The sequence below is a fragment of the Pinisolibacter sp. genome, assembly GCF_036782435.1.
In the GTDB taxonomy this organism is placed as follows: Bacteria; Pseudomonadota; Alphaproteobacteria; order Rhizobiales; family Ancalomicrobiaceae; genus CALBKH01.
In genome coordinates this window covers 57,891-82,728 of the sequence record NZ_DAIPZB010000018.1, presented here as the reverse complement: position 1 = coordinate 82,728, position 24,838 = coordinate 57,891, and the positions used below count along the sequence as shown (strand labels likewise).

27 protein-coding genes are annotated in these 24,838 nt (G+C 69.0%); 10 read left to right on the top strand and 17 right to left on the bottom strand.

Translation table 11 applies throughout. The features are described from left to right. Positions 1-50: 50 nt before the first annotated feature. The 4 genes from V7Q42_RS10000 to V7Q42_RS09985 all read right to left on the bottom strand — a co-directional run bounded on the left by V7Q42_RS10000 (position 51) and on the right by V7Q42_RS09985 (position 3,429). Positions 51-338 carry a hypothetical protein gene (locus tag V7Q42_RS10000; RefSeq protein ID WP_333823883.1) on the bottom strand — a complete coding sequence of 96 codons (288 nt, stop codon included), beginning with the start codon at positions 336-338 and terminating at the stop codon, positions 51-53. Continuing rightward, positions 335-562: a hypothetical protein gene (locus V7Q42_RS09995; protein ID WP_333823881.1), complete on the bottom strand. Its 228-nt coding sequence runs from the start codon at positions 560-562 to the stop codon at positions 335-337. Before V7Q42_RS09995 ends, V7Q42_RS10000 begins: the two co-directional genes overlap by 4 nt. 48 nt (positions 563-610) lie before the next feature. Then, the gene (gene uvrC, locus V7Q42_RS09990) at positions 611-2,566 is read right to left on the bottom strand and encodes an excinuclease ABC subunit UvrC (protein WP_333823880.1); all 1,956 of its coding nucleotides are present in this window, start codon (positions 2,564-2,566) and stop codon (positions 611-613) included. Positions 2,567-2,658: 92 nt separating this feature from the next. After that, positions 2,659-3,429 (bottom strand): SDR family oxidoreductase, encoded by a 771-nt coding sequence (locus V7Q42_RS09985; protein WP_333823879.1) that lies wholly within the window; start codon positions 3,427-3,429, stop codon positions 2,659-2,661. Positions 3,430-3,787: 358 nt separating this feature from the next. On the opposite strand from V7Q42_RS09985, the gene V7Q42_RS09980 reads away from it, so the two are divergent. Next, positions 3,788-4,471: an outer membrane protein gene (locus V7Q42_RS09980; RefSeq protein WP_333823878.1), complete on the top strand. Its 684-nt coding sequence runs from the start codon at positions 3,788-3,790 to the stop codon at positions 4,469-4,471. 243 nt (positions 4,472-4,714) lie between these two features. Then, positions 4,715-5,353 (top strand): outer membrane protein, encoded by a 639-nt coding sequence (locus tag V7Q42_RS09975; RefSeq protein ID WP_333823876.1) that lies wholly within the window; start codon positions 4,715-4,717, stop codon positions 5,351-5,353. Between the two features lie 123 nt (positions 5,354-5,476). On the opposite strand, the gene V7Q42_RS09970 is transcribed toward V7Q42_RS09975, so the two are convergent. Genes V7Q42_RS09970 through V7Q42_RS09955 form a run of 4 tightly spaced genes read right to left on the bottom strand, consistent with a single transcriptional unit; the run spans position 5,477 to position 8,350 of the window. Next, positions 5,477-6,085 (bottom strand): glutathione S-transferase family protein, encoded by a 609-nt coding sequence (locus V7Q42_RS09970; RefSeq protein WP_333823874.1) that lies wholly within the window; start codon positions 6,083-6,085, stop codon positions 5,477-5,479. Between the two features lie 50 nt (positions 6,086-6,135). Further along, entirely contained in the window at positions 6,136-7,161 is a 1,026-nt protein-coding gene (locus tag V7Q42_RS09965; protein WP_333823872.1) for a DUF1176 domain-containing protein, read from the bottom strand. A 2-nt stretch (positions 7,162-7,163) separates the two neighbouring features. Further along, the gene (locus V7Q42_RS09960; RefSeq protein WP_333823871.1) at positions 7,164-7,826 is read right to left on the bottom strand and encodes a ribonuclease T2; all 663 of its coding nucleotides are present in this window, start codon (positions 7,824-7,826) and stop codon (positions 7,164-7,166) included. A gap of 53 nt (positions 7,827-7,879) precedes the next feature. Continuing rightward, positions 7,880-8,350, bottom strand: a complete 471-nt coding sequence (locus V7Q42_RS09955; RefSeq protein WP_333823870.1) for a hypothetical protein — start codon at positions 8,348-8,350, stop codon at positions 7,880-7,882. A 285-nt stretch (positions 8,351-8,635) separates the two neighbouring features. On the opposite strand from V7Q42_RS09955, the gene V7Q42_RS09950 reads away from it, so the two are divergent. Continuing rightward, entirely contained in the window at positions 8,636-9,106 is a 471-nt protein-coding gene (locus tag V7Q42_RS09950) for a low molecular weight protein-tyrosine-phosphatase (RefSeq protein ID WP_333823869.1), read from the top strand. Positions 9,107-9,143: 37 nt separating this feature from the next. Here the strand turns inward: V7Q42_RS09950 and V7Q42_RS09945 are convergent, their stop codons facing one another. From V7Q42_RS09945 to V7Q42_RS09930, 4 genes are all read right to left on the bottom strand, one after another. Beyond that, positions 9,144-9,887, bottom strand: coding sequence for a DUF4395 domain-containing protein (locus tag V7Q42_RS09945; protein WP_333823868.1), 744 nt, complete (start codon positions 9,885-9,887; stop codon positions 9,144-9,146). 124 nt (positions 9,888-10,011) lie between these two features. Continuing rightward, positions 10,012-10,881 carry a 23S rRNA (adenine(2030)-N(6))-methyltransferase RlmJ gene (locus V7Q42_RS09940; RefSeq protein WP_333823866.1) on the bottom strand — a complete coding sequence of 290 codons (870 nt, stop codon included), beginning with the start codon at positions 10,879-10,881 and terminating at the stop codon, positions 10,012-10,014. A 344-nt stretch (positions 10,882-11,225) separates the two neighbouring features. Beyond that, positions 11,226-11,861, bottom strand: coding sequence for a cold-shock protein (locus tag V7Q42_RS09935; RefSeq protein WP_333823865.1), 636 nt, complete (start codon positions 11,859-11,861; stop codon positions 11,226-11,228). Positions 11,862-12,122: 261 nt separating this feature from the next. After that, positions 12,123-12,752: a DM13 domain-containing protein gene (locus tag V7Q42_RS09930; protein ID WP_333823864.1), complete on the bottom strand. Its 630-nt coding sequence runs from the start codon at positions 12,750-12,752 to the stop codon at positions 12,123-12,125. Positions 12,753-12,904: 152 nt separating this feature from the next. Between V7Q42_RS09930 and V7Q42_RS09925 the strand changes: the two genes are divergently transcribed. Beyond that, on the top strand, positions 12,905-13,585 hold the full coding sequence (locus V7Q42_RS09925; RefSeq protein WP_333823863.1) for an MBL fold metallo-hydrolase: 681 nt from the start codon (positions 12,905-12,907) through the stop codon (positions 13,583-13,585). A gap of 103 nt (positions 13,586-13,688) precedes the next feature. On the opposite strand, the gene V7Q42_RS09920 is transcribed toward V7Q42_RS09925, so the two are convergent. Beyond that, on the bottom strand, positions 13,689-14,066 hold the full coding sequence (locus tag V7Q42_RS09920; protein WP_333823862.1) for a DUF3775 domain-containing protein: 378 nt from the start codon (positions 14,064-14,066) through the stop codon (positions 13,689-13,691). 182 nt (positions 14,067-14,248) lie between these two features. Here V7Q42_RS09920 and V7Q42_RS09915 point away from each other — a divergent pair, with 182 nt between their 5' ends. Together V7Q42_RS09915 and V7Q42_RS09910 are read left to right on the top strand one after the other, a co-directional pair. Then, positions 14,249-14,602 carry a DMT family protein gene (locus V7Q42_RS09915; RefSeq protein ID WP_333823861.1) on the top strand — a complete coding sequence of 118 codons (354 nt, stop codon included), beginning with the start codon at positions 14,249-14,251 and terminating at the stop codon, positions 14,600-14,602. Positions 14,603-14,609: 7 nt separating this feature from the next. Next, the gene (locus V7Q42_RS09910) at positions 14,610-14,870 is read left to right on the top strand and encodes a SemiSWEET family sugar transporter (RefSeq protein WP_333823860.1); all 261 of its coding nucleotides are present in this window, start codon (positions 14,610-14,612) and stop codon (positions 14,868-14,870) included. Positions 14,871-15,100: 230 nt separating this feature from the next. On the opposite strand, the gene V7Q42_RS09905 is transcribed toward V7Q42_RS09910, so the two are convergent. Further along, positions 15,101-15,355, bottom strand: a complete 255-nt coding sequence (locus V7Q42_RS09905; RefSeq protein WP_333823859.1) for a YjhX family toxin — start codon at positions 15,353-15,355, stop codon at positions 15,101-15,103. A 496-nt stretch (positions 15,356-15,851) separates the two neighbouring features. Here V7Q42_RS09905 and V7Q42_RS09900 point away from each other — a divergent pair, with 496 nt between their 5' ends. Continuing rightward, a complete protein-coding gene (locus tag V7Q42_RS09900) occupies positions 15,852-17,054 on the top strand; it encodes a pyridoxal phosphate-dependent aminotransferase (RefSeq protein WP_333823857.1) in 1,203 nt (400 codons plus the stop codon). Between the two features lie 146 nt (positions 17,055-17,200). Further along, positions 17,201-17,689: a DUF992 domain-containing protein gene (locus V7Q42_RS09895; RefSeq protein ID WP_333823856.1), complete on the top strand. Its 489-nt coding sequence runs from the start codon at positions 17,201-17,203 to the stop codon at positions 17,687-17,689. A 51-nt stretch (positions 17,690-17,740) separates the two neighbouring features. On the opposite strand, the gene V7Q42_RS09890 is transcribed toward V7Q42_RS09895, so the two are convergent. After that, positions 17,741-19,060, bottom strand: a complete 1,320-nt coding sequence (locus V7Q42_RS09890; RefSeq protein ID WP_333823855.1) for a hemolysin family protein — start codon at positions 19,058-19,060, stop codon at positions 17,741-17,743. Positions 19,061-19,475: 415 nt separating this feature from the next. Here V7Q42_RS09890 and V7Q42_RS09885 point away from each other — a divergent pair, with 415 nt between their 5' ends. Next, on the top strand, positions 19,476-21,548 hold the full coding sequence (locus V7Q42_RS09885) for an elongation factor G (protein ID WP_333823854.1): 2,073 nt from the start codon (positions 19,476-19,478) through the stop codon (positions 21,546-21,548). Positions 21,549-21,620: 72 nt separating this feature from the next. On the opposite strand, the gene V7Q42_RS09880 is transcribed toward V7Q42_RS09885, so the two are convergent. Further along, positions 21,621-22,514, bottom strand: coding sequence for a glycosyltransferase family 2 protein (locus V7Q42_RS09880; RefSeq protein WP_333823853.1), 894 nt, complete (start codon positions 22,512-22,514; stop codon positions 21,621-21,623). Positions 22,515-22,750: 236 nt separating this feature from the next. On the opposite strand from V7Q42_RS09880, the gene msrP reads away from it, so the two are divergent. Continuing rightward, positions 22,751-23,719, top strand: a complete 969-nt coding sequence (gene msrP, locus V7Q42_RS09875) for a protein-methionine-sulfoxide reductase catalytic subunit MsrP (protein ID WP_333823852.1) — start codon at positions 22,751-22,753, stop codon at positions 23,717-23,719. An 82-nt stretch (positions 23,720-23,801) separates the two neighbouring features. On the opposite strand, the gene V7Q42_RS09870 is transcribed toward msrP, so the two are convergent. Further along, positions 23,802-24,581 (bottom strand): outer membrane protein, encoded by a 780-nt coding sequence (locus V7Q42_RS09870; RefSeq protein ID WP_333823851.1) that lies wholly within the window; start codon positions 24,579-24,581, stop codon positions 23,802-23,804. Positions 24,582-24,838 lie beyond the last annotated feature (257 nt).

The window sequence follows — 24,838 nt, the reverse complement described above, 5'->3', positions numbered from 1 at the left end:
TGGCAATCTCCTCAGGCGAAACGCTCATCCGTGATTTTCAAAACGGACTCTTAGCCGCGGCGGCGCGCGCGCTCGATGAACTCGAGCCACCGGCGGTGAGACAAGACCGTTTCGAAACAGAAGTCGCGACCTTCCGCCATCCATTCCTCACGGAGCCGATGTGCCCGCAGCAGCGATGTCGGCGTCGCCGCCGTTCCCGCGCCCGCGGTTTCCGAGGCGATCCGATCGGGATCGATGTGCTCTGTCGGCAGCAGATCTCGCTCGATCAGCAATCGAGTCAGGGTCGATTTGCCCGAGCCGTTCGGCCCCGCGAACATCACCAGCCGTGGTGGGGTCATTTCGGTTCGGCCGAAACCTCGAAGCGGTAGGTCTTGCCGCGCAGTTCGACGGCAATTTCGGTAGAGGTCGCGGGCGGGGCCGACGCGCCGCGTGCGGATCTGGCTCTCTGGATCACCTTGACCACGATGCCCGCCTTCTTCTGGCGCTGGACGGCATCGAGTGCGGCTCGCCGACCGATTTCAGCCAATTCCGAAATCGGGAGATCCCACACACGTATGGCCATTTCTCAGTCTCCGGATTCGGAGGCGTTCGCTCTGAACGGAACGATAGCTCACCCCTCCCCTTGATGGAACCATCCTCGGATGGTCTCGGCCATCGCTTCGGAGATGCCGGGCACCTCCATCAGGTCGCCGAGGCCGGCGCGGCCGATCGCCTTGACCGTGCCGAAATGATTCAGCAGTGCGCGTTTGCGGGTCGGGCCGATGCCGGGGATCTCGTCGAGGGTCGATTGGCGGATCGCCTTGGAGCGCTTGGCGCGGTGGGTGCCGATGGCGAAGCGATGGGCCTCGTCGCGCAGGCGCTGGACGAAGTAGAGCACGGGATCGCGTTCCGGCAGCATGATGTCGGGCCGGTCGAAGAAGAAGAATTTTTCGCGCCCCGCGTCGCGGTCCGGGCCCTTGGCGATGCCGACGAAGGCGATCTGATCGCCGACGCCGACCTCGTCGGCCACTTGCCGGGCGATCTCGAGCTGCCCCTTGCCGCCGTCGACGAGGATCAGGTCGGGCCAGGGGCCGAATCCGGCCTCGTCGCGCGGAGCGGCGTCGCGTTGCCCATGCTCCTTGACGAGGCGGGACAAGCGGCGGGTCAGCACTTCGCGCATCATGGCGTAGTCGTCGCCGGGGGTGGTCTCGGCCGACTTGATGTCGAACTTGCGGTACTGGCCCTTCACGAAGCCCTCCGGCCCCGCGACGATCATGCCGCCGACGGCGTGCGTGCCCATGACATGGGAGTTGTCGTAGACCTCGATGCGCTTCGGCGTCTCGGGAAGCGAGAAGGCGCGGGCGACGCCCTCCATCAGCTTGGCCTGGCTCGAGGTCTCGGCGAGCTTGCGGCCGAGCGCCTCCCGGGCGTTGAGGAGGGCGTGGTCGACGAGGTCCTTCTTCTCGCCGCGCTTGGGATGGGCGATCTCGATGCGGTGTTCGGAGCGTTCGGACAGCGCCTCGGCGAGCAGTTCGCGCTCCGGCGTGTCGTGCGAGAGCAGGATCAGGCGGGGCACCGGCTTGTCGTCGTAGAACTGGGCGACGAAGCTCTCCAGCACCTCCGCCGGCTCCATCGAACGGTCGGCGCGCGGGTAGAAGGCGTGGTTGCCCCAGTTCTGGCCGGTGCGGAAGAAGAAGACCTGGATGCAGGTCTGGCCGCCGTCCTGATGGAGGGCGAAGACGTCGGCCTCCTCGACCCCTTGCGGGTTGATGCCCTGGTGGGCCTGGACGTGGGAGAGGGCGGCGAGGCGGTCGCGGTAGACGGCGGCGCGCTCGAAGTCGAGGTCCTCCGCCGCGGCGTGCATCGCCTCCGCCAGCTCCGCCTGCACCGCCTTCGACTTGCCGGCGAGGAAGCGCTCGGCCTCGTCGACCAGGACGCGGTAGTCGGCGAGCGAGATCTCACCGGTACACGGGGCGGCGCAGCGCTTGATCTGAAACAGCAGGCAGGGCCGCGTCCGGGTGTCGTAGACGGCGTCCGAGCAGGTGCGGATCAGGAACGCCTTCTGCAACGAGTTGATGGTGCGGCCGACGGCCTGGGCCGAGGCGAAGGGGCCGTAGTAGGCGCCCTTGCGCTTGCGGGGGCCGCGATGCTTGACCAGCGCCGCCGCCTCGTGGTCGCCGGTGACCAGGATGTAGGGGAAGCTCTTGTCGTCGCGCAGCAGGACGTTGAAGCGTGGGCGCAGCCGCTTGATGAGGTTGGCCTCGAGCAGCAGCGCTTCGGTCTCGGTGCGGGTCTGGACGAACTCCATCGCCCGGGTCTCGCGCACCATTCTGAGAATGCGGGCGGTGAGCCCCTGGCCGCGGGTGTAGTTCACCACCCGCTTCTTCAGGTTCCGCGCCTTGCCGACGTAGAGGACGGTGCCTTCGTCGTCGAGCATGCGGTAGACGCCCGGCGCGCCCGGCAGCCGCTTCACCTGATCCGCGATGACCTCGACGCCGGAAAGCGCCGCGGCGGCGGGCGCCTCCGCCGGAGCGGTGGCGTCGGAGTGGGTGTCGTCGAGGTCTTCGGGGTCGTCGTGGGCGGTCATCGGATCGTCGGGTGGTGGACGGAGCGGGCCGAATCGGCCGGCGCCGCGATCATGTCCTCATATGGGCCATCGGCGGCGCTTCGCCCAAGTTCTCATTCGCCGACGCCGACGACGTCCGGGGTCTCCCAGGCGAGGTGCTGGCCGCCGTCGAGGCAGATCATCTGGCCGGTGACCGAGGCCGTGTCGACGAAGTAGCGCACGGTGCGGCCGAACTCCTCCGGCGCCGGGCCGCGGCCGAGCGGCACGGCGTCGGTCTGGCGGGCGAAGTCCTCCGCCGTCTGGCGCGGGTTCGCGAAGCTCGGGCCGGGTCCGATGGCGTTGACGCGGATGCGCGGCGCCAGAGCCTGGGCCATGGTGCGGGTCGCGGTCCACAGCGCCGTCTTGGCCAATGTGTAGGAGAAGAAGCGGGGGGTGAGGCGCCACACCCGCTGATCGACGATGTTGATCACGTGCCCGTGAACGTCCTCCGGCAGACGCGCGAGCCAGGCGTCGGCGAGGAGGCAGGGCGAAGCCAGGTCGACGGTGAGATGGCGCTCGAGGCGCGCGACATCGAGGGCGCCGATCTCGTCGGGTTCGAATTCGGAGGCGTTGTTGACGAGGAGGCCGATCGGGCCGAGGCCGACCGCCGCCGCGTCGACGAGACCGGGGAGCGCGGCGAGATCGGAGAGATCGGCCTTCACCGCGACGGCTCGTCCGCCGCTCGCGCCGATCTCGGCGACGAGGGCTTCGGCGTCGTCCCGGCTCGAATTGTAGTGGATCGCCACGCCCCAACCGTGGGCGGCGAGGTCGCGGGCGATCGCCGCGCCGATGCGACGGGCGGCGCCGGTGATCAGGGCGGTGCGGGGAGCGGATGCGAAGGCCATGAACCTCTCTCGGGCGCGGACGGTCGTCCGGCCAATCTAGAGCATGTCGCGCGCGGGTCGAGCGGAACGGCGCGGGGGTGGTCTCCCGAACCGGCGTGGCGTCCCTCTTCGTGGCGGCTCGTGAACCTTCTCTTCACCACGTTGCGCGAGAGCGGCGCGGCGGCGAGATCATGGCGGGCCTCGCCGAAATATCACCCGAGGTCCGCCACAATCGACGCGCCATGTCGTCCCATTCGGAGATCATATCCGAGAGACGTCGTCGCCGCTCGGCGGCCCGCTTCCCGCGACGGGGGCGCGTGGGGCCGCGAGAACCGAAGGGTTCCGGCGTGTGACGACGATGTGAGGACGAGGACTTACGATGACCAAGACTTTCCTTCGTGTGGCGGCGGGCTCCTTGGCCCTGTTCGCCGTGACCGCCGCGGCCGAGGCCGCCGACATGTACCGCAAGGCGCCGCCGGCGACCCCGATCGAGGCTCCGGTCTCGGTCTACAACTGGACCGGCTTCTACGCCGGCGCCAACGTCGGCGGCGAGTTCATGCGCGACCGCGCCAACGTCGGCGGTGTCGTCGGCCGGCTGAACGCCGGTTCGCTGTTCGGCGGCGTCCAGGCCGGCTACAACTTCCAGAACGGCCCGTGGGTGCTCGGTGTCGAGGGTGACGTCGGCTACGGCCGTCCGTCGAAGAGCAGCGTCTTCGGCGCCACCACCTTCAAGACTCAGGAAGGCGTCAACGGCACCCTGCGTGCCCGCGCCGGCTACGCCATCGACCGCACCCTGGTCTACGGCACCGGTGGTCTCGCCGTGGCCAGCTTCTCGTCGACCGCGTCGAACGCCGGCGGAACCGAGAAGGCCGACTTCACCCGCCTCGGCTATGCCGTCGGTGGCGGTGTCGAGCATGCCGTCACCAACAACGTGTCGGTGAAGGGCGAGTATCTCTACGAGGGCTTCGGCTCGGTGAACAAGACCTTCGCCGCTCCGGGCGTCGCCACGCGTCAGTCCCTGTCCGATCACATCGTTCGCGTCGGCGTGAACTACAAGTTCTGATCTTCGAGCGGTCGATCGTATCGGTAGGAACAATCGACCGGCGGCACGTGCAAGCGTGCCGCCGGTTCTGTTTTCGGGTCGAATTTCAGCGGTATATTCCTTCTCCCATCGCTTCGAATGACGTTGGCCGTTTCGTTAACCTTGTTTCTGAACCTGCCCTTAACCGAGGCGGGGCGAAGATGGTCAACGAAATCCTCCGAAACCTCGGAGACTTTTCGACAACGACCATCGAAGGTGAGTTCCATGTTCCGCGTCACGCTCGCTCTCGCCGCCGCCGCCGGTCTGACGGCGATCGCCCCGGCGGCCGCCGCCGACATGTACGGTGCCCCGCCGGCCGCGCCCGCCTACGGCTACGCGACCCCCGCTCCCGCCACCAACTGGAACGGCGCCTATGTCGGCGCCCATGCCGGCCACGCCTGGGGGCCGGCGACACTCAACGGCACGCAGGTCGGCGTCTACGGCGGCCTCAACACCACTGTCGGGCAGAACGTCATCGCCGGCGTCGAGGGTGACCTCAACGTTTCGGGACAGACGGCGAGCCGTATGGTCGGCGGCAATCTCTACAAGTACAGCTCCGACTGGAACGCCTCGATCCGACCGCGTATCGGTATCGGCTTCGACAAGGTGATGCCCTACGCCACCGCCGGCATCGCCTTCGCCGACGACTCGCTGAAGGCGCTGGGCACGTCGACCAGCACGGTCAAGATCGGCTATGCCGCCGGTGCCGGCGTCGAGGCACAGGCCACCGACCACATCTCGGTCAAGGGCGAGTTCATCCACATGGGCTTCGGTCGCAGCACCCATGCGCTTCCGGGCGGTCTGGCCGCGCGCTCGTCCGTCAACAGCAACATCCTGCGAGCCGGCGCCGCCTATCGGTTCTGATCGGCCATCCGCGCCGACGAGACGAGAAGACCCCGCCGATCGGCCGATCGGCGGGGTCTTCGTTTCCCACGGGGTCCGGCGGATCGCCACGCGATGCACGCCATGGGGACGATCCCCACGAGGTCAGGGGACGAATCGGGTCTTCTCGAAGGAGGGGACGCGGGCGGAAAAGGCGTCGAGCCAGGCGGCGAGTTTCGGGTGGGTCTCACGCCAGCCGCTGCCGAGCCGCAGGTCGAGATAGCCGAGCGCGCAGGCGAGAGCGATGGTGCCGACCGAGAGTGCGGCGCCGTCCGCCGGCGGGGCGGCCTCGAGCGCGTCGAGGGTGCGGTCGATCTTGCCCTGCTGATGGGCGAGCCAAGCCGGGCAGCGCTCGCTTTCGGCGCGGAATCGGCCCTCGTAGACGATGAGCAGGGCGGCGTCGGCGAGGCCGTCGGCGAGCGCCTGGAGGCGCAGGGCGGCGAAGCGGGCGGCCGGCGCGGCCGGGATGATGCGTCCGCCACCGGCTTCGACGTCGAGCCACTCGAGGATGACGCGGCTGTCGAACAGCACCATGCCGTCGTCGAGGATCAGCGCCGGGATCTTGCCGAGCGGGTTCTCCTTGCGGAGGCTGTCGCCGGGATCGGTGGTGTCGGCCATGCGGATCTCGAGCCGGTCGAGGAGACCGAGTTCGGCAGCGGCGATCTTGACCTTGCGGCCGAAAGGCGAGGCGGGTGCGGAACGCAGGACGGGCATGGAGGTCTCTCCGGGGCGAACGGCGGATCCAGGATCGGGGGAGGGGAGGTTCAGTCCTTCGACCACACCTTCGGCCAGGCCGTGGGGTCGCGGCCTTCGACGCAGTCGGCGGCCATTCGATATTCTTCCATGGCGAAGGCCCAGTTCTTCCACCGCCATTGGCCGCGACCGCCGCAGCCGGCGCCGGTGCGCAGCGTGGCGGTCAGGCGCCCGCCGGCGTCGTCATAGGCGACGTTGGCGAGCAGGTCCGAGCCTTTCCAGCCGTAGTCGGGATCGAACAGGGCGAAATACTGGGCGGTGATGCCGCCGATCTCGCCGCTCTCCACCACCCACAGCCGGTAGGAGACGTTGCCGGTCGAGGCGGTGCAGGGGATGGCATAGAGGATGGCGGTCGACGAGAGGACACCGATCACCGGCTTGAAGGCGCGCAGGAGCGGCGAGTTCGAGGCCTCGCAGTCGCTGGCGGCGGCATGCTTGGCGAGAAGGCGGGGCGGCACGCCCATGCGCACCACCAGGGCGGCGCGGCCGGGGTTCGGCGCCGCTTCCAGGCCGCGCGGCGCGACGCCGGAGGGCTTCGCCGTGGTGCGGCCGAGCTCGCGGTCGGTCCAGGCGAGCATGGCGGCGAAGCCGGCGAGGTCGATGTCGGCGTCGTGAGGGGCGCCGGTCACGTCGATGTACTCGAAACGCACCGACTTGGCGGTGGGCAGCGCCTCGACGAGGGCGCGGGCGACGGTCGCGTCGGTGATCCAGAAGGCGTCGACCCGCTCGAAGGGCAGGAAGCCCGACTTCGGCGCGAGATCGGCGATGCGCCGGCCGTCGATGCGCAGCGTCATCGGCCGATCGCGGTCGACCACCGCGCCGGGAGCGGCGAGGCCGACGGCGAGACCGTCACCGGTTTCGAAGCGACCGACGAGCAGCGCCTGCAGGCCGGAGGCGGAGGGCTTCGAGGCGCGGCAGAGCGGTGCGTCGCAGCGGGTCGCCCAGCCCTGGAGCGTCGCTTCCGCCGCGACGGCCGGCGCCGCGGCCGAGGCGCCGACGACGAGCGCGAGGAGTGTCGCCGCCAGGAGACGCATCATCGTCAGCGGGCTCCGTTGCGGACCGCCGGCAGGTAGAGCCGGTCGAGCCGGCACGAGCGCCGCTCGGTTTCGCCGCAGGAGACGAAGGCGGAGAGATCCTTCTTCAGGCAGATGCGCACCTCCTGGAGGCGGCGGCTGTCGCACTGGACCGCGATCTCGTCCGGATCGAGCCCCTTGTTGGCGGAGACGAAGGCGGCCTCGACCTCGCGGGTCGACACCATGCGCGGCCGGGACGTGTCCTTGAACTCGTCGGGGATGCGGATCTTCTCGTAGAGCTTGCGGATGATGCGCAGGTAGACCTCGCCGGAGAGGCCCGAGCAGGTGCCGTGCTTGCGCCATTCGTGTTGGATCAGGCCGGGGCTCGGCATGATGTCGAGCATGTCGCGCACCTGTTCACGGCTGGGCGGGGCCTTGGCGGCGTTGCAATCGGCCGGCCAGCCGCGATGGTACTGCGGCCACAGACCGTGGACGACGAAGGAGTAGGGGCGGGCGCACTGGGCGTCGCCGCGGGCGTCGCCGGTGGCTTCGCACCAACTCGGCGACCACGACAGCGACAGGACCCAGAGGTCGAAGTCGCCGGGGCGGCCGCGGTTCTGGGCGGCGGCCGGATCGGCGGCGAGGCAGGCGACGAGGAGCGCGACGAGAGCGAAGACGGCACGCGTCATGGCGGATCTTCCCGTAGGGGCGTCGAAGGGGCGGCGGGGCGGGTCGCCCGGGCTCACCAGAAACGGCGCGTGGTGCGGCAGGTGCCGTCGTGGACGCGCCAGGGATCGTGGCCGGAGACGCAGAACTCGACCTCGTCTGGGAGCCACGCGAGACCGGGGCCGGCGAAACCGACGCCGCCCTCGACCACCCACGACAGCTGCGACCGGGTGCCGTCGGAGAGCCGCACCTTGGCGGTGCACCAGCGACGCGGGATCGGGCTCGGCCGGTCGACCGAGGTGGCGATCTCGCGGATCTTCGTCACCTCGACGATGGCGAGGTCGCGCTTCTCGACGTTCAGGGCGCCGTAGGCGAAGCGGTGACGGATCTTGGCGAGCGTCCAGTCGTCGGTGCAGGACGGCGTGCCGGCGAGGCGGTTTTCGGCCGACGTACCGGCGACGGCCGGCGCGACGCCGAACACGAGGAGGAGCGCGGCACCGTGGACGAGGCGGCGAGCGGCGGATCCGTGGGCGAGGCGACGACGCATGAGAGTCTCCCGAAGCGACGGTTCGTACCGTCGGATGCGACGATGGGGGAGGCTCGCGCAAGGGTCAAGCCGGGAATGGCCGCGAACCGGTTCGAGGGCTTGGAGATGGGGCGATCGGACGCTATCAGGGGCCGTCATACCGGGGTCATGAAAGTCGGCCTCGGCCGGCTTTCATGAGTGATACGGTCCGACCGGCCGACGCCCGTTCGGGCTCGCCTTCGCCGACGATGTTTCGAACGGGGTGGAACATCGTCGGCTCGGTATCGGGTTGAGCGGAGGTGGGGAATGACGGATCGTCCGGCGGTGCTCTTCGTCTGTCTCGGCAACATCTGTCGCTCGCCGTTGGCGGAGGCCGCCTTCCGCGCCGAGGCGGCACGCGCCGGGCTCGCGGTCACGGTCGATTCGGCCGGCACCGCCGGTTGGCACGTCGGCCGGCCGCCGGATGCGCGGGCACGGGCGGTGGCGCGCCGTCACGGGGCGCCGATCGACGACTATGCGGCGCGGCAGGTGGGGCGCGACGACTTCCAGCGCTTCGACCACATCGTCGCGCTCGATCGGGAGAACCTCGCGGTGCTGGCGGCGATGCGGCCGGAAGGGGCGCGCGCCCGGCTGTCGCTGCTGCTCGATCATGTCGAGGGACGCGCCGGCGAGGCGGTCGCCGATCCCTACTACGGGCCGGATTCCGGCTTCGAGATCACCTGGGCCGAGGTTTCGGCCGGGGCGCGCGGGCTCGTGCGGGCGATCCGCGAGGGCTGAGCGGCGCGGAGGTCGCCGTCGCCCTGCGGCTGCCGCCTCACTTGCAGCCGTTGTGCAGCTTCCACCCCTCTTCGTGGCCGATCGCCTTGGCGAAATCGGGAACGCGGCAGCGCGCCTCTTCTTCCGGCGAGAGGGTGGTGCCGGTGCCGGGTGTCGCGGCGTCGGGGAAGGCCGGCTGCGCCGTGATCCACGGCGAGACGCCCCACAGGGCGGCGGCGAAGACGATCGGCGCGGCGATCTGGCCGGCGGTCAGGCGCTGGATCGGACGGCGCTCGCGGGGATCGCAGGCGTCGCCGGGGCAGAGCTCGGTCTTCTGCCGGGTGAGCAGCCGGTGCAGGCGGCAGCCGATGCAGATGCCGAAGGCGCTCTCGAAGAAAAGGAGGACGAGGCAGAGGAGGCAGATCGCCAGATTGACCGGGCCGCGGACGTTCTGGACGACCACCAGCCACAGCATCGTGCCGGCGAGGACGAGACCCAGCCCCCAGGCGAAGCGCTTCTGCGGTGCGCCGACCAGTTCCGGCGTCTGGTTGCGCACGGCGATGCGGCCGGCGATCAGGCTCGGCGACCAGCGCGGGTTGACCAACACGCGGATGGCGAAATCGAGCAGAAAGGCGACGATCACCAGCTTGGTCGGGACGAAGTCGCCGGCGAACCAGGCGTTCATGAAGGCGATCAGGGCGACCAGGAACATGAGGCCGGCGCCGGCGCGGATCTCGCGCTCGTTGAGGACGGGGACGTCGTGCTCCTCCACGGTCTCGCCGAAACCGAACAATGCGTTCATCGCCATTTCTCCCGAAGCATCGCCGCGATGCCAGCGTCGGCGATGGACGGTGCAACGCGTTTTCCGGCCGATCACCGAGAGTTCATGGGCGTGATTCCAGTGGGGCGAACCGGGCGGCGGTCGCTCACTCCGGCACCAGCCAGCGCCAGGCGGCGGCGCCGCGGCCGGTGGCGAGGCGCTCGGCCAGTGCCGGGAGCAGGATGTCGAGTTCTTCGGCGAGCTTCCACGGCGGATTGACGATCACGAGGCCGTTGGCGGTGAGCGGACCGTCGGTCCGGGTGGCGGCGGTCGCCAGTTCGACGGCCATGACGCGACGGATGCCGGTGGCGACGATCGCGTCGTGGAAGCGGGCGAGGTCGCGGCGGTCCTTGATCGGGTGCCAGACGAGATAGGTGGCGGTGGCGAAGCGGCGGGTCGCCTGGACGAGGCCGGTGACGATGCGATCGAACTCGCCTTCCTTCTCGAAGGGCGGATCGACGACGACGAGGCCGCGGCGCTCCTTGAAGGGCAGGAAGCTCTTCAGCGCCAGCCAACCGTCGAGTTCGACCACCTTGACGCGGGCGTCGCCGGCGAAGAGGTCGGCGAGGGTGGCGGCGTCGGCGGGATGCAGTTCGACCACGGTGGCGCGGTCGTCGCGGCGCAGGCCGGCGCGGATCACCAGCGGCGAGCCGGGATAGCGGGTCAGCCGCTCGGGCGTGAGATGCTCGGGGCGGGTCAGGCCGGCGGCGCTCGCCACCGCGGCGAGCCAGGGGGCGAGCAACTCGGCGACGGGGGCAGGAAAGGGGGCGGCGAGGATGCGGCCGATGCCGTCCCGCCATTCGCCGGTGCGCGCGGCCTCGGTGCCGGTGAGATCGTAGAGACCGATGCCGGCGTGGGTGTCGAGGACGCGGAACGGCGCCGGCTTTCCCGCGAGATGGACGAGAATGCGGGCGAGCACCGCGTGTTTCAGGACGTCGGCGAAATTGCCGGCGTGGAAGGCGTGACGGTAGTTCATCGGCGGTCTCGGTGGGTGCGCGGGATGCGGATCGCTGCGGGGTGGCGGGCGGCTCGGTCGCTCACCCGGTCGGTGAAACGGGGCCGCGCCACTTGCGACGGCCCCTCCGCCGCGGTTCGACACCGGTTCGGGTTCCGTCACGGAGCGGCTTCTTCGTGCGGCGGCCGGTCCATCCGCTCGGGCATCGCCCGGAGATGCCTACGAAAAACCCTCCCGCGCGGGCACGGGAGGGTTCGAATTCTTCGCGTCCACGACCGTATGGCCCGTGGGCATGCGGCCGATGTCGATCGTCTCGGCGCGGTGACCGGCCCCGCGGGTGACGGGGCCGAAACGCCGTGATGCGATCACTCTTCGTCCGGCTGGCCGTAGTCGTCGCCGGTGCCACCTTCGACGTCACCCTCGGCGCCGCCTTCGAGCGGCTGGAGGTTGACGGCCTTGGGGCCCTTGCCGCGCTTGTCCGGCTCGGTCTCGAAGGAGATCTTCTGGCCCTTGTCGAGGGTGCCGAGGCCCGAGCGCTCGACCGCGGAGACGTGCACGAACACGTCGGCGCCGCCCTCGTCGGGAGTGATGAAGCCGTAGCCCTTCTCGGCGTTGAAGAACTTCACGGTGCCGTTCTGACGCGGGCCGCGCTCGACCTGCGGACGGGGACCACGCGGGCCGCCACCGAAACCACCTTCGTCGCCGAAGGAGCGACGCGGACGGAAACCACCGCCTTCACCGCCGCCGAAACCGCCGCGATCACGATCGCCGCCGCCGAAACCACGGTCGCCGCCGCCGAAACCACGGTCGCCGCCGCCGAAGCCGCCGCGTCCGCCACCGCCGAAACCGCGGTCACGATCGCCGCCGAAACCACGGTCGCCGCCGCCGAAACCACGATCACCACCGCCGAAGCCGCGATCGCCACCGAAGCCTTCGTCACGACCACGCCCGAAGCCGCCGCGGTCGCCGCCACGTCCGCCGCCGAATCCACGATCCCTCATTCCCAGTCCTTTCCCGCGGGGCCTCGCCCCTTCAACGACACTTCACCCCGGACCAAATCGGTACGGAGTGAACGACCAGGCAGTCACGTTACACGTCGGGACAGGATTGCGCTGTTCATCTCGCGATCGCCCTCATCTCTCTCGAGATGCCTGCCGATCCACGGGATCCGGTCGCGCCGACCGTCTCGCCCAAGTTCCGAACCGCCGCCTCGCCATTTTATGGACGATACGGGCCGAAAGGGCAAGGGCGACGCGGCGGAATCACTTGGTGCGACGCTTCTTTTGCTTGACCGATCGTTGTTCGGTTCGTTCGGAAAGTGCGGCATAGGCGCGGGCCGCGCGCTCGCGGCGCGACCAGACGACGACGCTGCCGTAGACGCGCAGATCGATCTCCGGTGGTAGGCGATAGGCCTGATCGCCCGTCGCCTTCTTCAGGCGGCCGAGGGAAACGTGTTTGGTGTCGGAGAGATCCTCGCCGAGACGGAGCCTTTCGGCGGCGACCAACCAGAGCTCGAGATCGCGGCCGGGAGTGACGGCGAGCTTCTCCAGGCGCAGCTCGTTGGCCGCCAGACGGGCGATGGCGCGGCCTTCCGCCTTCTCGCCGGTCGCGCCGGGTCGGAAGGCGCCTTCCAGCACCGCGGCGGGCGGCAGGGGCGAGGGCGGCACGGGCGGCGTCGGGGGGCGCGGCGAGGGTTCGGCACGGCGGTCCGACCCGGCGGCGCCGGGGGGTGCCGGCGGGGCGGCGATCGGGCGCAGCGGTCCGGGGACGGCGGCCGGCGGCGGTGCGGTCTCCTGGGCCCGCGCGACGCCCGGTCCCGCCGAGGAGACGGGATCGGCGATCGTGGCGACGATCGTCGCCGCGGCGGTGGCCAGGAGCGTGATGGCGCGCATGTGCGTCCTCGTCTCGACGTCCTCGTTTCCGACCGACATAGTATGGCGGTCGCTCGGTTGCGAGTCGGACCGGCGCGGCTGGCGGATTCGTGATCGGCCGTCCGCGACGCCGGCGGCGCCGTTGTCCGTCGAAATCGCCGCAGAGGAAACGCATGAGCGAGACCCCCGATACTCCGCAACTCCGCCTCGCCATCGTGCCGGTGACGGCGCTCGAGCAGAATTCGGCGATCCTGTTCGACGATGCGACGAAGCTCGGTGTGGTCACCGACCCCGGCGGCGACGTGCCGCGGATCCTCGACGCTCTGGCGCAGCTCGGGGTGACGGTCGACAAGATCCTCATCACCCACGGCCATTTCGACCACGCCGGAGGTGCGACGGACCTCAAGGAGGCGCTGGAGCGCAGATACGGCCGGCCGGTGCCGATCGAGGGGCCGCATCGCGACGACGCCTTCCTGCTCGAACGCATCCCGGAATCGGCGGCGCGCTGGGGTCTCAACGGGCTGCGGGCGTGCGCCTCCGATCGTCATCTCGAAGACGGCGACGAAGTGCGCTTCGGCGATGTGGTGCTGCAGGTGATCCACTGTCCCGGGCATTCGCCGGGCAGCGTCGTCTTCTTCCAGCCGGACGTGCGGCTCGCCATCGTCGGCGACGTGCTCTTCGCCGGATCGATCGGGCGCACCGACCTGCCGCGCGGCGATCACGCCACGCTGATGCGCTCGATCCACGAGAAACTGCTGCCGCTCGGCGACGACGTCGGCTTCCTCCCCGGTCACGGGCCGACGTCGACCCTCGGGGCGGAGCGGATGAACAACCCCTTCCTCGTCGAGGACTGAGCCCACCCGGCCACGGCGGCACGGCCGCGACCGCGCGGGTCCGGCGGCGCGGAGCCGAGCCGGTGCGCCTCGGGGCACGGATCGGGTCGACGTGCGTCGCGGCTCAGGCGTCGGCGCGGACGGCGGCGAGCCCCTCTTCGAGCAGGTCACCGACGTTGGGGATGCCCATCAGGTAGCGGGCGGTGGAGCGGACGGCGCGTTCGTGAGCGCGGCGGATGGCGGCCGGCCATTCCTCCGGCTCGAAGTCGCCGCGGCCGATCCACACGAGAGCGACCAGTTCGGCCTGTTCGTCGATGTTGAGACCCTCGATGACGCCGCGGATCTGATCTTCGGTGCCGTCCTCGGCGATGTCTTCGAAGAGATGACCGGCGCCCGACTCGTAGCTGTCGTCGCCACTGTCGAATTCGGCGTTTCCGTCCTTGGAATCGATCAGACGGAGGTGCTCGACCAGGTCCAGGACCTTCTCGACCGAGATCTCCATGATGTCCTCTCTTTCCGACGGGTTCTTTCGCCGTCTTCGAGGCGCATCATGGGCCGGACGGCCGACGGGGGCCTTGAGCGGGATCAAAATCGCGAGAACGCGCAGCGGGAGACCTCGCGCTCATCTTCCGTCAACCATATCGGGCGGAGTGTCGGGGCACATCTCGTGGAGAGGGCCTCACGATGTCCACTGCGCTCGCCGGCTACGCGCTCCCGGTGGCGATGCTTCTCGCCTCCAACGTGTTCATGACCTTCGCCTGGTACGGCCACCTCGCCCACCCGAACCGGCCGCTGTGGGCGGTGGTGCTGGTCTCGTGGGGCATCGCCTTCTTCGAATATTGCATCGCCGTGCCGGCCAACCGCTGGGGACACGCCTTCTATTCGGCGGTGGAGCTGAAGACCATCCAGGAGGTGGTCACTCTCCTCATTTTCGGCGTCTTCTCCTTCGTCTATCTGAAGGAACCGCCGGGGTGGAATCACATCCTCGGCTTCGGGCTGATCGCGCTCGGCGCGGGCCTCGTCTTCCAGAAATGGTGATCTCCTGATGTTCCCTCTCCATGTCGAAGCGGTCGGCACCGTCGCCGCGCTCCTGACCACCCTGTGCTGGTTGCCGCAGACGTTGCGTGCCGTCCGCGCGCGCGACACCGCCTCGCTGTCGCTGTCGACCTTCGCGGTGTTCACCGCCGGTATCTCGTTGTGGCTGGTCTATGGTTTTCTCATCGGCTCGTGGCCGGTGATCCTCGCCAACATCTTCACGCTCGCGCTCAATCTGACCATCGTGGTGCAGAAGCTCCGACACGGGTGATCTCGGACCAAGTGAGCCCGGCCCGGATCGGCAGTGCTGCGGAGGCCCTTCATCCCGAGGCGTGAGCGAAGGACCGAGAGGCACGGCAGGTCATCGGCTTCGCTCTTCGAGGGCCCGGCGCCGTCGGGCACCTCAGGGTTAAGCGGAACAGGGAATCGTTTTGCTCGCAGCGAGTCGGTCTCGCGTCGAGTCGGTATGAGCCGGGCGGGGCGCGAACCCCGCCCGACCCGTCAGCGGTTGTCGGGCTGCGAACGCACGGCGCGGCGGCCGGCTTCGGAGACGACGTAGGGGGCACCGCCGCGCGAGGCGATCAGGCCGCGCCGGCGCAGCCGGGCGAAGGTGGCGAGATCGCAGTCGAGAAGGCGATTGCCGTCGCGGTCGATGCAGTCGACGGCGACGATGCGGCCGCCGTCACGGTGGTGACGAATGCGACCGCCCTGGGCCAGCACGTGCAGGACGCGCTGTTCCGTTCGGGAGATGTTCAAGGGAGTTCTCTCGGCGTGAGACATGCGGACGGTGCGCCGAACCGCGATCACGCGGGCCTCGGGCGCACCTTCTCCGGTGATCCGCGATCCGATCGGATCGAAAACCACGCGGGTCTTTCCGTGGAGCGAGTTCTCATGCGAACGGGTCTCTTCCACCCGTTCGGAACAGGCTCTTCGACGCGCCACGGGCGCGTCGTCTCACGCAGTCTCCGGCATCCGGCCTCCATCGAGAGGAGCGTCTTCTAGCCGGGCAGTGTGGCGAAGAGAAGTCGGGGAGACGACGGAGGATGAGGTCGGGGTTCGTGACCGGCGCGCCCGACCGGGAGAAGCGTCGACACCGTGACGTGTGGTCGCCGGGCACGACGGCGAAAGCGCTTGCCGGAACAGCGCGGCGGGACTAGGGTCCGGCGCGTTCCGCGGCGCGCGGTTTCAATCGTTCGCGCCCGCGGTTCTTCCGATCGAAACCATCCTTTCACGACCCATCCGGAGACCGACCATGGCCTTCCTCGCCGACAGCCTCTCGCGCATCAAGCCGTCCGCCACGATCGCCGTGACGAACAAGGCGCGCGAGCTGAAAGCGGCCGGCCGCGACGTCATCGGTCTCGGCGCCGGCGAGCCGGACTTCGACACGCCCGACAACATCAAGGAAGCGGCGATCAAGGCGATCCGCGACGGCCAGACCAAGTACACCGCGGTCGACGGCATTCCGGAGCTGAAGAAGGCGATCGTCGACAAGTTCGCCCGCGAGAACGGCCTGACCTACAAGCCGAGCCAGGTGTCGGTCGGAACGGGCGGCAAGCAGGTGCTCTACAATGCGCTGCTGGCGACGCTGAACCCCGGCGACGAGGTGATCATCCCGGCGCCCTATTGGGTCAGCTATCCCGACATCGTTCTGCTCGGCGGCGGCACCCCGGTATTCGTCGAGGCCGGCATCGAGACCGGCTTCAAGATGACGCCGGAAGCGCTGGAAGCCGCGATCACGCCCAAGACCAAGTGGCTGATCTTCAACTCGCCGTCGAACCCGTCGGGCGCGGCCTACACCGCGGCGGAGATCAGGAAGCTCACCGACGTGCTGATGCGGCATCCGCAGGTGTGGGTGATGTCCGACGACATGTACGAGCACCTCGTCTACGACGACTTCGTCTTCGCCACCCCGGCGCAGGTGGAGCCCGGTCTCTACGATCGAACGCTGACGGTCAACGGCGTCTCCAAGGCCTATTGCATGACCGGCTGGCGCATCGGTTACGGCGCCGGCCCCGAGGCGCTGATCAAGGCGATGGCGACGCTGCAGTCGCAGTCGACTTCGAACCCGTCGTCGATCGCCCAGTGGGCGGCGGTCGAGGCGCTGAACGGGCCGCAGGGCTTCATCCCCGAGCACAACAAGGTGTTCAAGGAGCGCCGCGACCTCGTCGTCTCCATGCTCAATCAGGCGAACGGCCTGACCTGCCCGACGCCGGAGGGCGCGTTCTACGTCTATCCGTCGTGCAAGGGCACGATCGGCAAGACGGCGCCGTCGGGCAACGTCATCAAGAGCGACGACGACTTCGTCACCGAGCTCCTGGAGTCGGAAGGCGTCGCGGTGGTGCAGGGCTCGGCCTTCGGTCTGGCGCCGCACTTCCGCATCTCCTACGCGACGGCGACTTCGGCGCTCGAGGAAGCCTGCAAGCGCATCCAACGCTTCTGCGGCAACCTGCGCTGATCCGTCTGCGATCTGCTCGCGTCTTCGAAGAGCCCGCGGCGCCCTCGCCGCGGGCTCTTCACGTTCTCGCCGCATAGACCGAATACGGACGCCGGTCGAACAGAACGGATGTAGACTCACATTCAACGATCGGAAGGAGATCGGTCATGACGAAGAGGTTCATCCTATCGACCGGCGTCGCCGTCACGCTCGGTGCACTCGCGGCGCTCGGCTCACCGGCGCTGGCCGCCGGCGAGCGCATCCAGGTCGGCATCCTGGCCTGCAACGTATCGAGCGGCGCCAACTTCCTGGTCGGCTCGACCAAGACGCTCTCCTGCCGCTTCTCGCCGTCGGACGGCGGCACGGTCGAGCACTATCGCGGCGACATCACCCGCGTCGGCCTCGATCTCGGCAAGACGCGGGCGACCGAGATCCGTTGGGCGGTGTTCGCGCCGAAGACCGGGCGCAAAGCCGGTGCGCTTTCCGGCAAATATGCCGGCGTCTCGGCGGAAGCCAGCGCCGGGGCGGGCGTCGGCGCCAATGCGCTCATCGGTGGTCTCGGACGCTCGATCGCGCTCAATCCGCTGTCGGTGCAGACCCAGGAAGGCGTCAACTTCGCCGCCGGCGTCGCCGGGCTGAAGCTGACGCGTCGGTGAGAGCGGCGATCCTCCGGCGGCCGGTGCGACCGGCCGCCCCGCGGCGGCGGGTCACGCCGTTTCCTCGTCGGGGATCGGCGGATGGGTGAGCACGGGTGAGATCATCACCTTGTCGATGCGGCGGCCGTCCATGTCGACGACCTCGAAGGACCAGTCGCCGATGCGCGCCTTGTCGCCTTCGACGGGGATGCGGTTGAGCACCGACAGCATCAGGCCGCCGAGGGTGTGATAGCCGCCGTGCTCGAGGTCGGGCAGGTCGACGAGGCGTTCGAGTTCGTCGATCGGGGTGTCGCCGTCGATGAGCCACGAGCCGTCGTCGCGGCGGAACGGGCCGGAGACCTGCGGCATGTCGACGTCGGCGAAATCGCCGGCGATGCCCTCGACGATGTCGGTCAGGGTGACGAGACCCTGGAGGCCGCCGTATTCGTCGACGACGAAGGCGGCGTGCACCGGGGTGTCGCGAAAGCGCTCGAGCAGCTTCAACACCGGTGCGCCCTCCGGCACCACCAGCGGCTGCTTCAGATGCGCCTTCCAATCGAAGGGGCGGCCTTCGACGGCGTCGCGCAACAGGTCCTTCTTGAAGAGGAGGCCGGCCGGCTCGTCGATCGAGCCCTCGGCGACGATCATCGCCGAATAGGGGCAGTCGACGACCTCTTTCAGCAGGCGTTCGGGGGGATCGTTCGGGTCGATCCAGTAGAGGTCGGGCCGCGGCGTCATCACGGCGCGGATGGGCCGGTCGGCGACGCGCATGACGCCTTCCAGCATCTCGCGTTCCTCGGGATGCAGAACGCCCGATTCGACGCCCTCGGCGAGCACGTGCATCACCTCGTCCTCGGTGACGTCGCCGCCGCTCGGCTCGTCGACGCCGAGCAGATGCAACACCCGGCTGGTCGTGCCGGTCAGCAGCATCACGAAGGGGTTGGTGAGGCGGGAGAAGATCTCCACCAGCCCGGCGACGCGCAGGGCGATCGGCTCCGGTCGGGCGATGGCGATGCGTTTGGGAACGAGTTCGCCGAAGACCACGGTGACGAAGGTCATGGCGATCATCACGACCACGAAGGCGGTCTCGGCCGCCGCCCAGGCGAAACCCGGAAAGACCGCCGAGAGCCAGTCGGACAGGCGCAGCGACAGCTGGGCACCCGAGGAGGCGCCGGCGACGAGGCCGATCAGGGTGATGCCGATCTGGACGGTGGAGAGGAAACGGCCGGGATGCTCGCCGAGATCCATCGCTCGCCGAGCGCGCTGATCACCATCCTCGGCAAGGGCGATCAGGCGTGGCTTGCGAGCCGAGACGAGCGCCATCTCGGAGGCGGTGAAGAACGCGTTGATGAGCGTGAGAAACAGGAAGATCGAGAGTTCGACGATCAACATCCAATGGGTCGGGCAGGGCCCCTCCGAACAATCACGGCGGCGACCTTACCATGTTTCGCGCGCGCCGTGGGGCCGCTTCGACGAATTCGTCGCCGGGTGACGTGCGGTCCCGGCTAAGGAGTGTTGCGGATCGCAGAAACGCCGAGTGTGCCCTGCAGCATCGTCGCGGGAATGGGGATATCTCCTTGTTTCCAATCGGTTGTGGGCCGTATCGCGGCGCGGGTCGGCCGCATCGCAGCGATGATCGGGGAGACCGTGGGTGTCGCGGCGACTTGTCAGTCGGCGAATTCGGCGCAACGATCCGGCCGGCGGCGACGGGCCCCTCCCCGGGGCTCAGGCGCCCACCTTCGACCGCGGCGGAACGCGTCCGTCGCGGACCATTCGGATCAGAACATAAAGAGAACTGGAGACCGTCATGACCGACTCCAACGGAGGGACGAGCAGCGGCAGACGAGGTGGGCCCCGGTGCGTGGCGCTCGTGGGCCCCTTCGGCAGCGGCAAGACGACGTTGCTGGAGGCCATCCTCGAACGCACGGGGGCCCTGACCCGAGCAGGGACCGTGGCGGCGGGCAACACCGTCGGCGATTCCTCCCAGGAAGCCCGCGCTCACCAGATGGGCGTCGAACTCAACGTCGCCGAATGCGACTACCTCGGTGATCGCTACACCTTCATCGACTGCCCCGGCTCGGTCGAATACCTGTTCGAGGCGGAAGCCGCGCTGGCCGGCGTCGACGTCGCCGTGGTGGTGGCGGAAGCCGACGAGAAGAAGATCCCGGCGCTGCAGGTCACGCTGCGCATGCTCGAGGATCGCGGGATCCCGCACATTCTCTTCCTCAACAAGCTGGACAAGACCGAAGGCGGCGTCCGCGAGGTGCTGGAGCTGATGCAGCCGGCGTCGCGCGCGCCGATGGTCCTCAGGCAGATCCCTCTGATCAAGGACGGGGCCACCATCGGATCGATCGATCTGGCGCTGGAGCGCGCCTACATCTGGCACGAGCACGCGCCCTCCGAGATCGCGCCGATTCCCGACGCCGAGAAGGCGGCGGAGGTCGAGGCGCGCTTCCAGATGTTGGAGCGCATCGCCGACTACGACGACCATCTGATGGAGGAACTGCTCTCCGACGTCACGCCGCCGCTCGAGGAGATCTTCGGCGACCTCGGCAAGGAGCTGCGCGCCGGCCAGATCTGCCCGGTGTTGATCGGCTCGGCCGAGCACGGCAACGGCATCGAACGGCTCCTGAAGGCGTTGCGCCACGAGGCGCCGGGGCTCGAGGAGACGCAGGAGCGGCTCGGCCTCACCGCCAATGCGGAAGCGGTCGTCCAGGTGATGAAGACCTGGCACACGCCGCACGGCGGCAAGCTGTCGGTGGCGCGTGTGCTCTCCGGCCGGGTCGCCGACGGCGTCACGCTCTTCGCCTCCGACGGGTCTTCGGACCGCATCTCCGGCATCTACAAGCTGACCGGCAAGGATCAGCAGAAGAAGGCGGAAGCGGTCGCCGGTGAGACCGTGGCGCTCGGCAAGGTCGAGCCGGCGCAGACCGGCCTGACCCTGACCTCGCACAAGGGCGGCATGCCGGCGCTCGCCGAGGTGGTGCCGCCGGCGCCGGTGATGGGCTTCGCCATCGCCTCGCTCGACCACAAGGACGACGTCAAGCTCTCCGCGGCGCTCACCAAGATCACCGAGGAGGATCCCTCGCTCCGCATCCGTCAGGATCAGGACACCGGTGAAACCCTGCTCGAGGGCCAGGGCGAGATGCATCTGCGCGTCGCGCTGGAGAGGCTCGAGCACAAGTTCGGCATCAAGGTGAAGTCGACCCCGGCGAGCGTGCCCTACAAGGAATCGGTGCACGGTCACGCCGCGGTCCGCGGTCGCCACAAGAAGCAGTCGGGTGGCCACGGCCAGTTCGGCGACGTGGCGCTCGAGGTCATGGCGGGCGAGCGAGGCTCCGGTTTCGTCTTCGTCGACAAGATCACCGGCGGCGTGGTGCCGCGTCAGTACATCCCGGCGGTGGAGGAGGGCGTTCGCGACTTCCTCATCAAGGGTCTGCACGGCTTCCCGGTGGTCGACCTGCAGGTGTCGCTGGTCGACGGCAGCTATCACACCGTCGACAGTTCCGACATGGCCTTCAAGACCGCCGCTCAGATCGGTATGCGCGAGGCGATGGCGAAGCTGCATTCGGTGCTGCTCGAGCCGATCCTGCGGGTGTCGATCACCACGCCGTCGGACGCCACGGCGCGCATCAACCAGATCGTCTCCGGCCGGCGCGGCCAGCTGCTCGGCTACGACGGCCGGCCCGGATGGTCGGGTTGGGACGTGGTCGAGGCGCTGATGCCGCAGGCGGAGATGGAACATCTGATCATCGACATCCGCTCGGCGACGCAGGGCGTCGGCACCTTCACGCAGGACTTCGACAACCTCGCGGAAGTGGCCGGCCATCTCGCCCAGAAGGTGTTGGAGCGGGCCAAGGAAGCGATGCAGCAGAGCTGAGCTCGGGCGCACCGGCATCACCGATCCGAGAATGAACGACGGCGCGGGTCCTCACCCGCGCCGTCGTCCGTTTCAGGGCGGCGGCGGTACCGCCTCGGTGGTCGTCGGGGAGGTCGCCGCGGCGTTCGCGGCACACCAGCGTTGGAAATCTCCGGTGAAGCCGGCAGCTTCGGCCTCGGCGAAGCGTCGATTGAAGGCGCGCATGGCGGCGAAGACGGGGCGAGCGCGCGCCGCGGTGGTCGGCGACAGGCGGCCGAAGCCGTCGGAGGCGAGCCGGGCGTCGATCGCGGCGTAGCTGCGTTCGGCCCGGTCGGCGCCGTCGTGGTCGTGGCACATCGAGCCGGTGCGGACACGGTAGCGATAGAGTGGCTCGGGCAGCACCGCGATCGGGCCGGCACGCTCCTCGACGGCGAAGAGGTAGAGCACGTCCTCGGCGATGTCGGCCTCGGCGAACCATTCGGGCGCGAGGTGGCGCGCCACCATCGGGGCGAGCGGGCAATGGAGCATGGCGAGCCGGGCCGCATCGGCGCGGGCCGTTCCGGGGGGGAGGGCGACGCCCCGAAGCTCGTCACCGGTGACATGATCGAGGACGCGCACCATGTCGGTCGCCGAGCCATGTGCCGCCGCCGTCGGCAGCAGCCGGGCGAGGCGGTCGGGCTCGAATTCGTCGTCGGCGTCGAGGCGGGTGACGAAGGAGCCGCGGGCGTGGGCCAGAGCGGCGTTGCGCGCCGCGGCGCAGCCGGTGGCGATGCCGCCGCTGGCGAGGTGACGGATGCGGGGATCGGCGAGCCCGGCGGCGGCGAGGGTCGCGGCATAGTCGGAGCCGTCGTCGGCGACGAGGATCGCCTCCCAGTCCGATCTGGTCTGGGCGAGAAGGCTCGCGACGGCGCGCACGATCGTGTCGTGGGCCGCGTAGGCGGCGATCACCACCGTCACCGCGCATGTGCCGTCGTTCGTCCGCGCCATCGTCGTCTCGATCGATCCGCTGCCGTCGGGTCGAATGGGCCAGCTTGGGCCGATACGGCCGTGGTGGGAAGCGTTTTTCGGCGGGCGGGGTCCCGTTCCGGTCTCCCCTGCTTCCGCCGGCCGCGGGGGTGTTCACGAGGCTTTGATCCCTCGTCGCTCGCCGAGATGAAACGATCGCCCATGTCGATACGTAGGAGAGACGTCGGCCGCGTTGCGGCGAAGATGAGGACGGTATCATGGCGGATGGCAAGAAGCGCTGGACGATCGGCGAGGCGGAGACGACGCCGGAGAAGCTGTTCTTCTCGCGGCGGGCGCTTCTCGGGCTCGGCGGCGTCGCCGCAGCGGGTCTCGCGGGCGCCGCCTTCGGTCTCGACCGGATCGCCTCGACGCAGGCCGAGGAGCCGGCCGCGCCGCTGCCCGCCGCCACGCCGAACGGACGCTTCCGTGCGGTCGAGCCGCTCACGCCGATGGGGGACGTGACCACCTACAACAACTTCTACGAATTCGGCTTCTCCAAGAACATCGTACGCGCGGCGCAGCGGCTGAAGACCTCGCCGTGGCGGATCGTCGTCGACGGCGCCTGCGATCATCCTTTCGAGATCGACGTCGACGATCTCCTGAAGAAGGTGGCGCTCGAGGAGCGGATCTATCGTCAGCGCTGCGTCGAAGCGTGGTCGATGGTGATCCCGTGGACCGGCTTCCCGCTCGCCGAGCTGGTGAAGATGGCTTCGCCCAAGGCCGAAGCGAAGTATCTGCGGATGGAAACCTTCCACGATCCGAGTGTGGCGCGGGCGCAGTCGTCGCCGCAGTACCCCTGGCCCTATGTCGAGGGACTGACGCTGGCGGAGGCGACCAACGAACTCGCCTTCCTCGCCGTCGGCGCCTACGGCCAGTCTCTGGAGAAACAGAACGGCGCGCCGATCCGGTTGGTGGTGCCGTGGAAGTACGGGTTCAAATCGGCCAAGTCGCTGGTTCGGTTCACCTTCACGGCGAAACGGCCGGTCACGTTCTGGCAGGATCTGGGGCCGCGCGAATACGGCTTCTGGGCCAACGTCAATCCGACGGTGGCGCACCCGCGCTGGAGCCAGGCCTACGAGCGGCGGATCGGCGACGACGAACGCGTGCCGACGCGTCTCTTCAACGGCTATGCCGAAGAGGTGGCCGGCCTCTACACCGGACTGGAGAGCGAGAAGCTCTACATGTGACGCCGGCGCCGAGGCGCCCGCGAGCAGAGAGGCCGGCGCGGGCGCCGGCCTCGTGGGTTTTCGTCGGGACGCAACGGCCGCGTCACCTGGAGTAGGACACCTGCGGTCCGCCCAGCTTGTAGCTGATGCCGAGGCGCACCGTGTCGGCGCTGGTGCGATGGCGGAACGGGAAGACGCCGGCGCCGGCCGACAGGGCGTCGTGCGTCTGTGTGCCGAAGTCGTAGTGGTCGTATTCGAGGCGGCCGACCCAGTTGCCGGAGGCGGCGTATTCGATGCCGGCGCCGAGCGTCCAGCCGGGCGCGAAGCGCGTCTTCGAGGTTCCGGCGACGAGGGTCGTTCCGGCCGGGTCGCTGTCGATGAACGACGTCTTCAGGTTGGCGAAGGCGACGCCGCCCTTGCCGTAGACCAGGAAGCGATCCGCCGGGGTGAAGCCGACACGACCGGTGACCGCGGCGAAGAAGTCGGTGTGGGTCGACAGAACGCTGTCGGTCGGGCCGCGAACGCCGACATAGGGCGGAAACTGCTTGCTGCCGCTCAGCCCGAGATAGCCGAGTTCGGCCTCGACGCCGAAGACGGCGCGGCCGTTCTGCAGATTGTAGCCGCCATGGACGGCGAAGATGCCGCCGTCGGGATGGTTGGTGAAGGAACCGGCGGGGCCGTTGTAGCCGGCGACGTCGGTCATCCGGTCGCGGCCCCAGACATAGCCGGCGGTCGCACCGGCATAGAAACCGGTCCAGTCGTAGGAGGCGATCGCCTGGCTCAGTGGTACGGCCGGCGGCGGCCTGCTGCCGAGGTCGGACGCCTGCGCGGTGGCGACCAGGGCCGTCGAGGCCAGGACGGTGAAGAACAGGTTGCGTAACATCGGACCCCTCCATCGGTACGCAGTGGTCGGGTCCCCGTCGCGAATAGTATCAGATCCTGCGTAGAAATCACCTGCCTCGATGCGCGTCGATCGCTCGAGAGGAGTATATTCGCCGACTGTTGCAATGTCGTCACGTGGAAAAATGTCGGAATTCGTGTGATTTCAGCGAGTATGTCGAGATGCGGATTCGTGCGGATTCTCGGTCTGTTGCGGCGGGTTCGGCAAGATTCGACGGCGAACTCGATCGTTTCGATCGT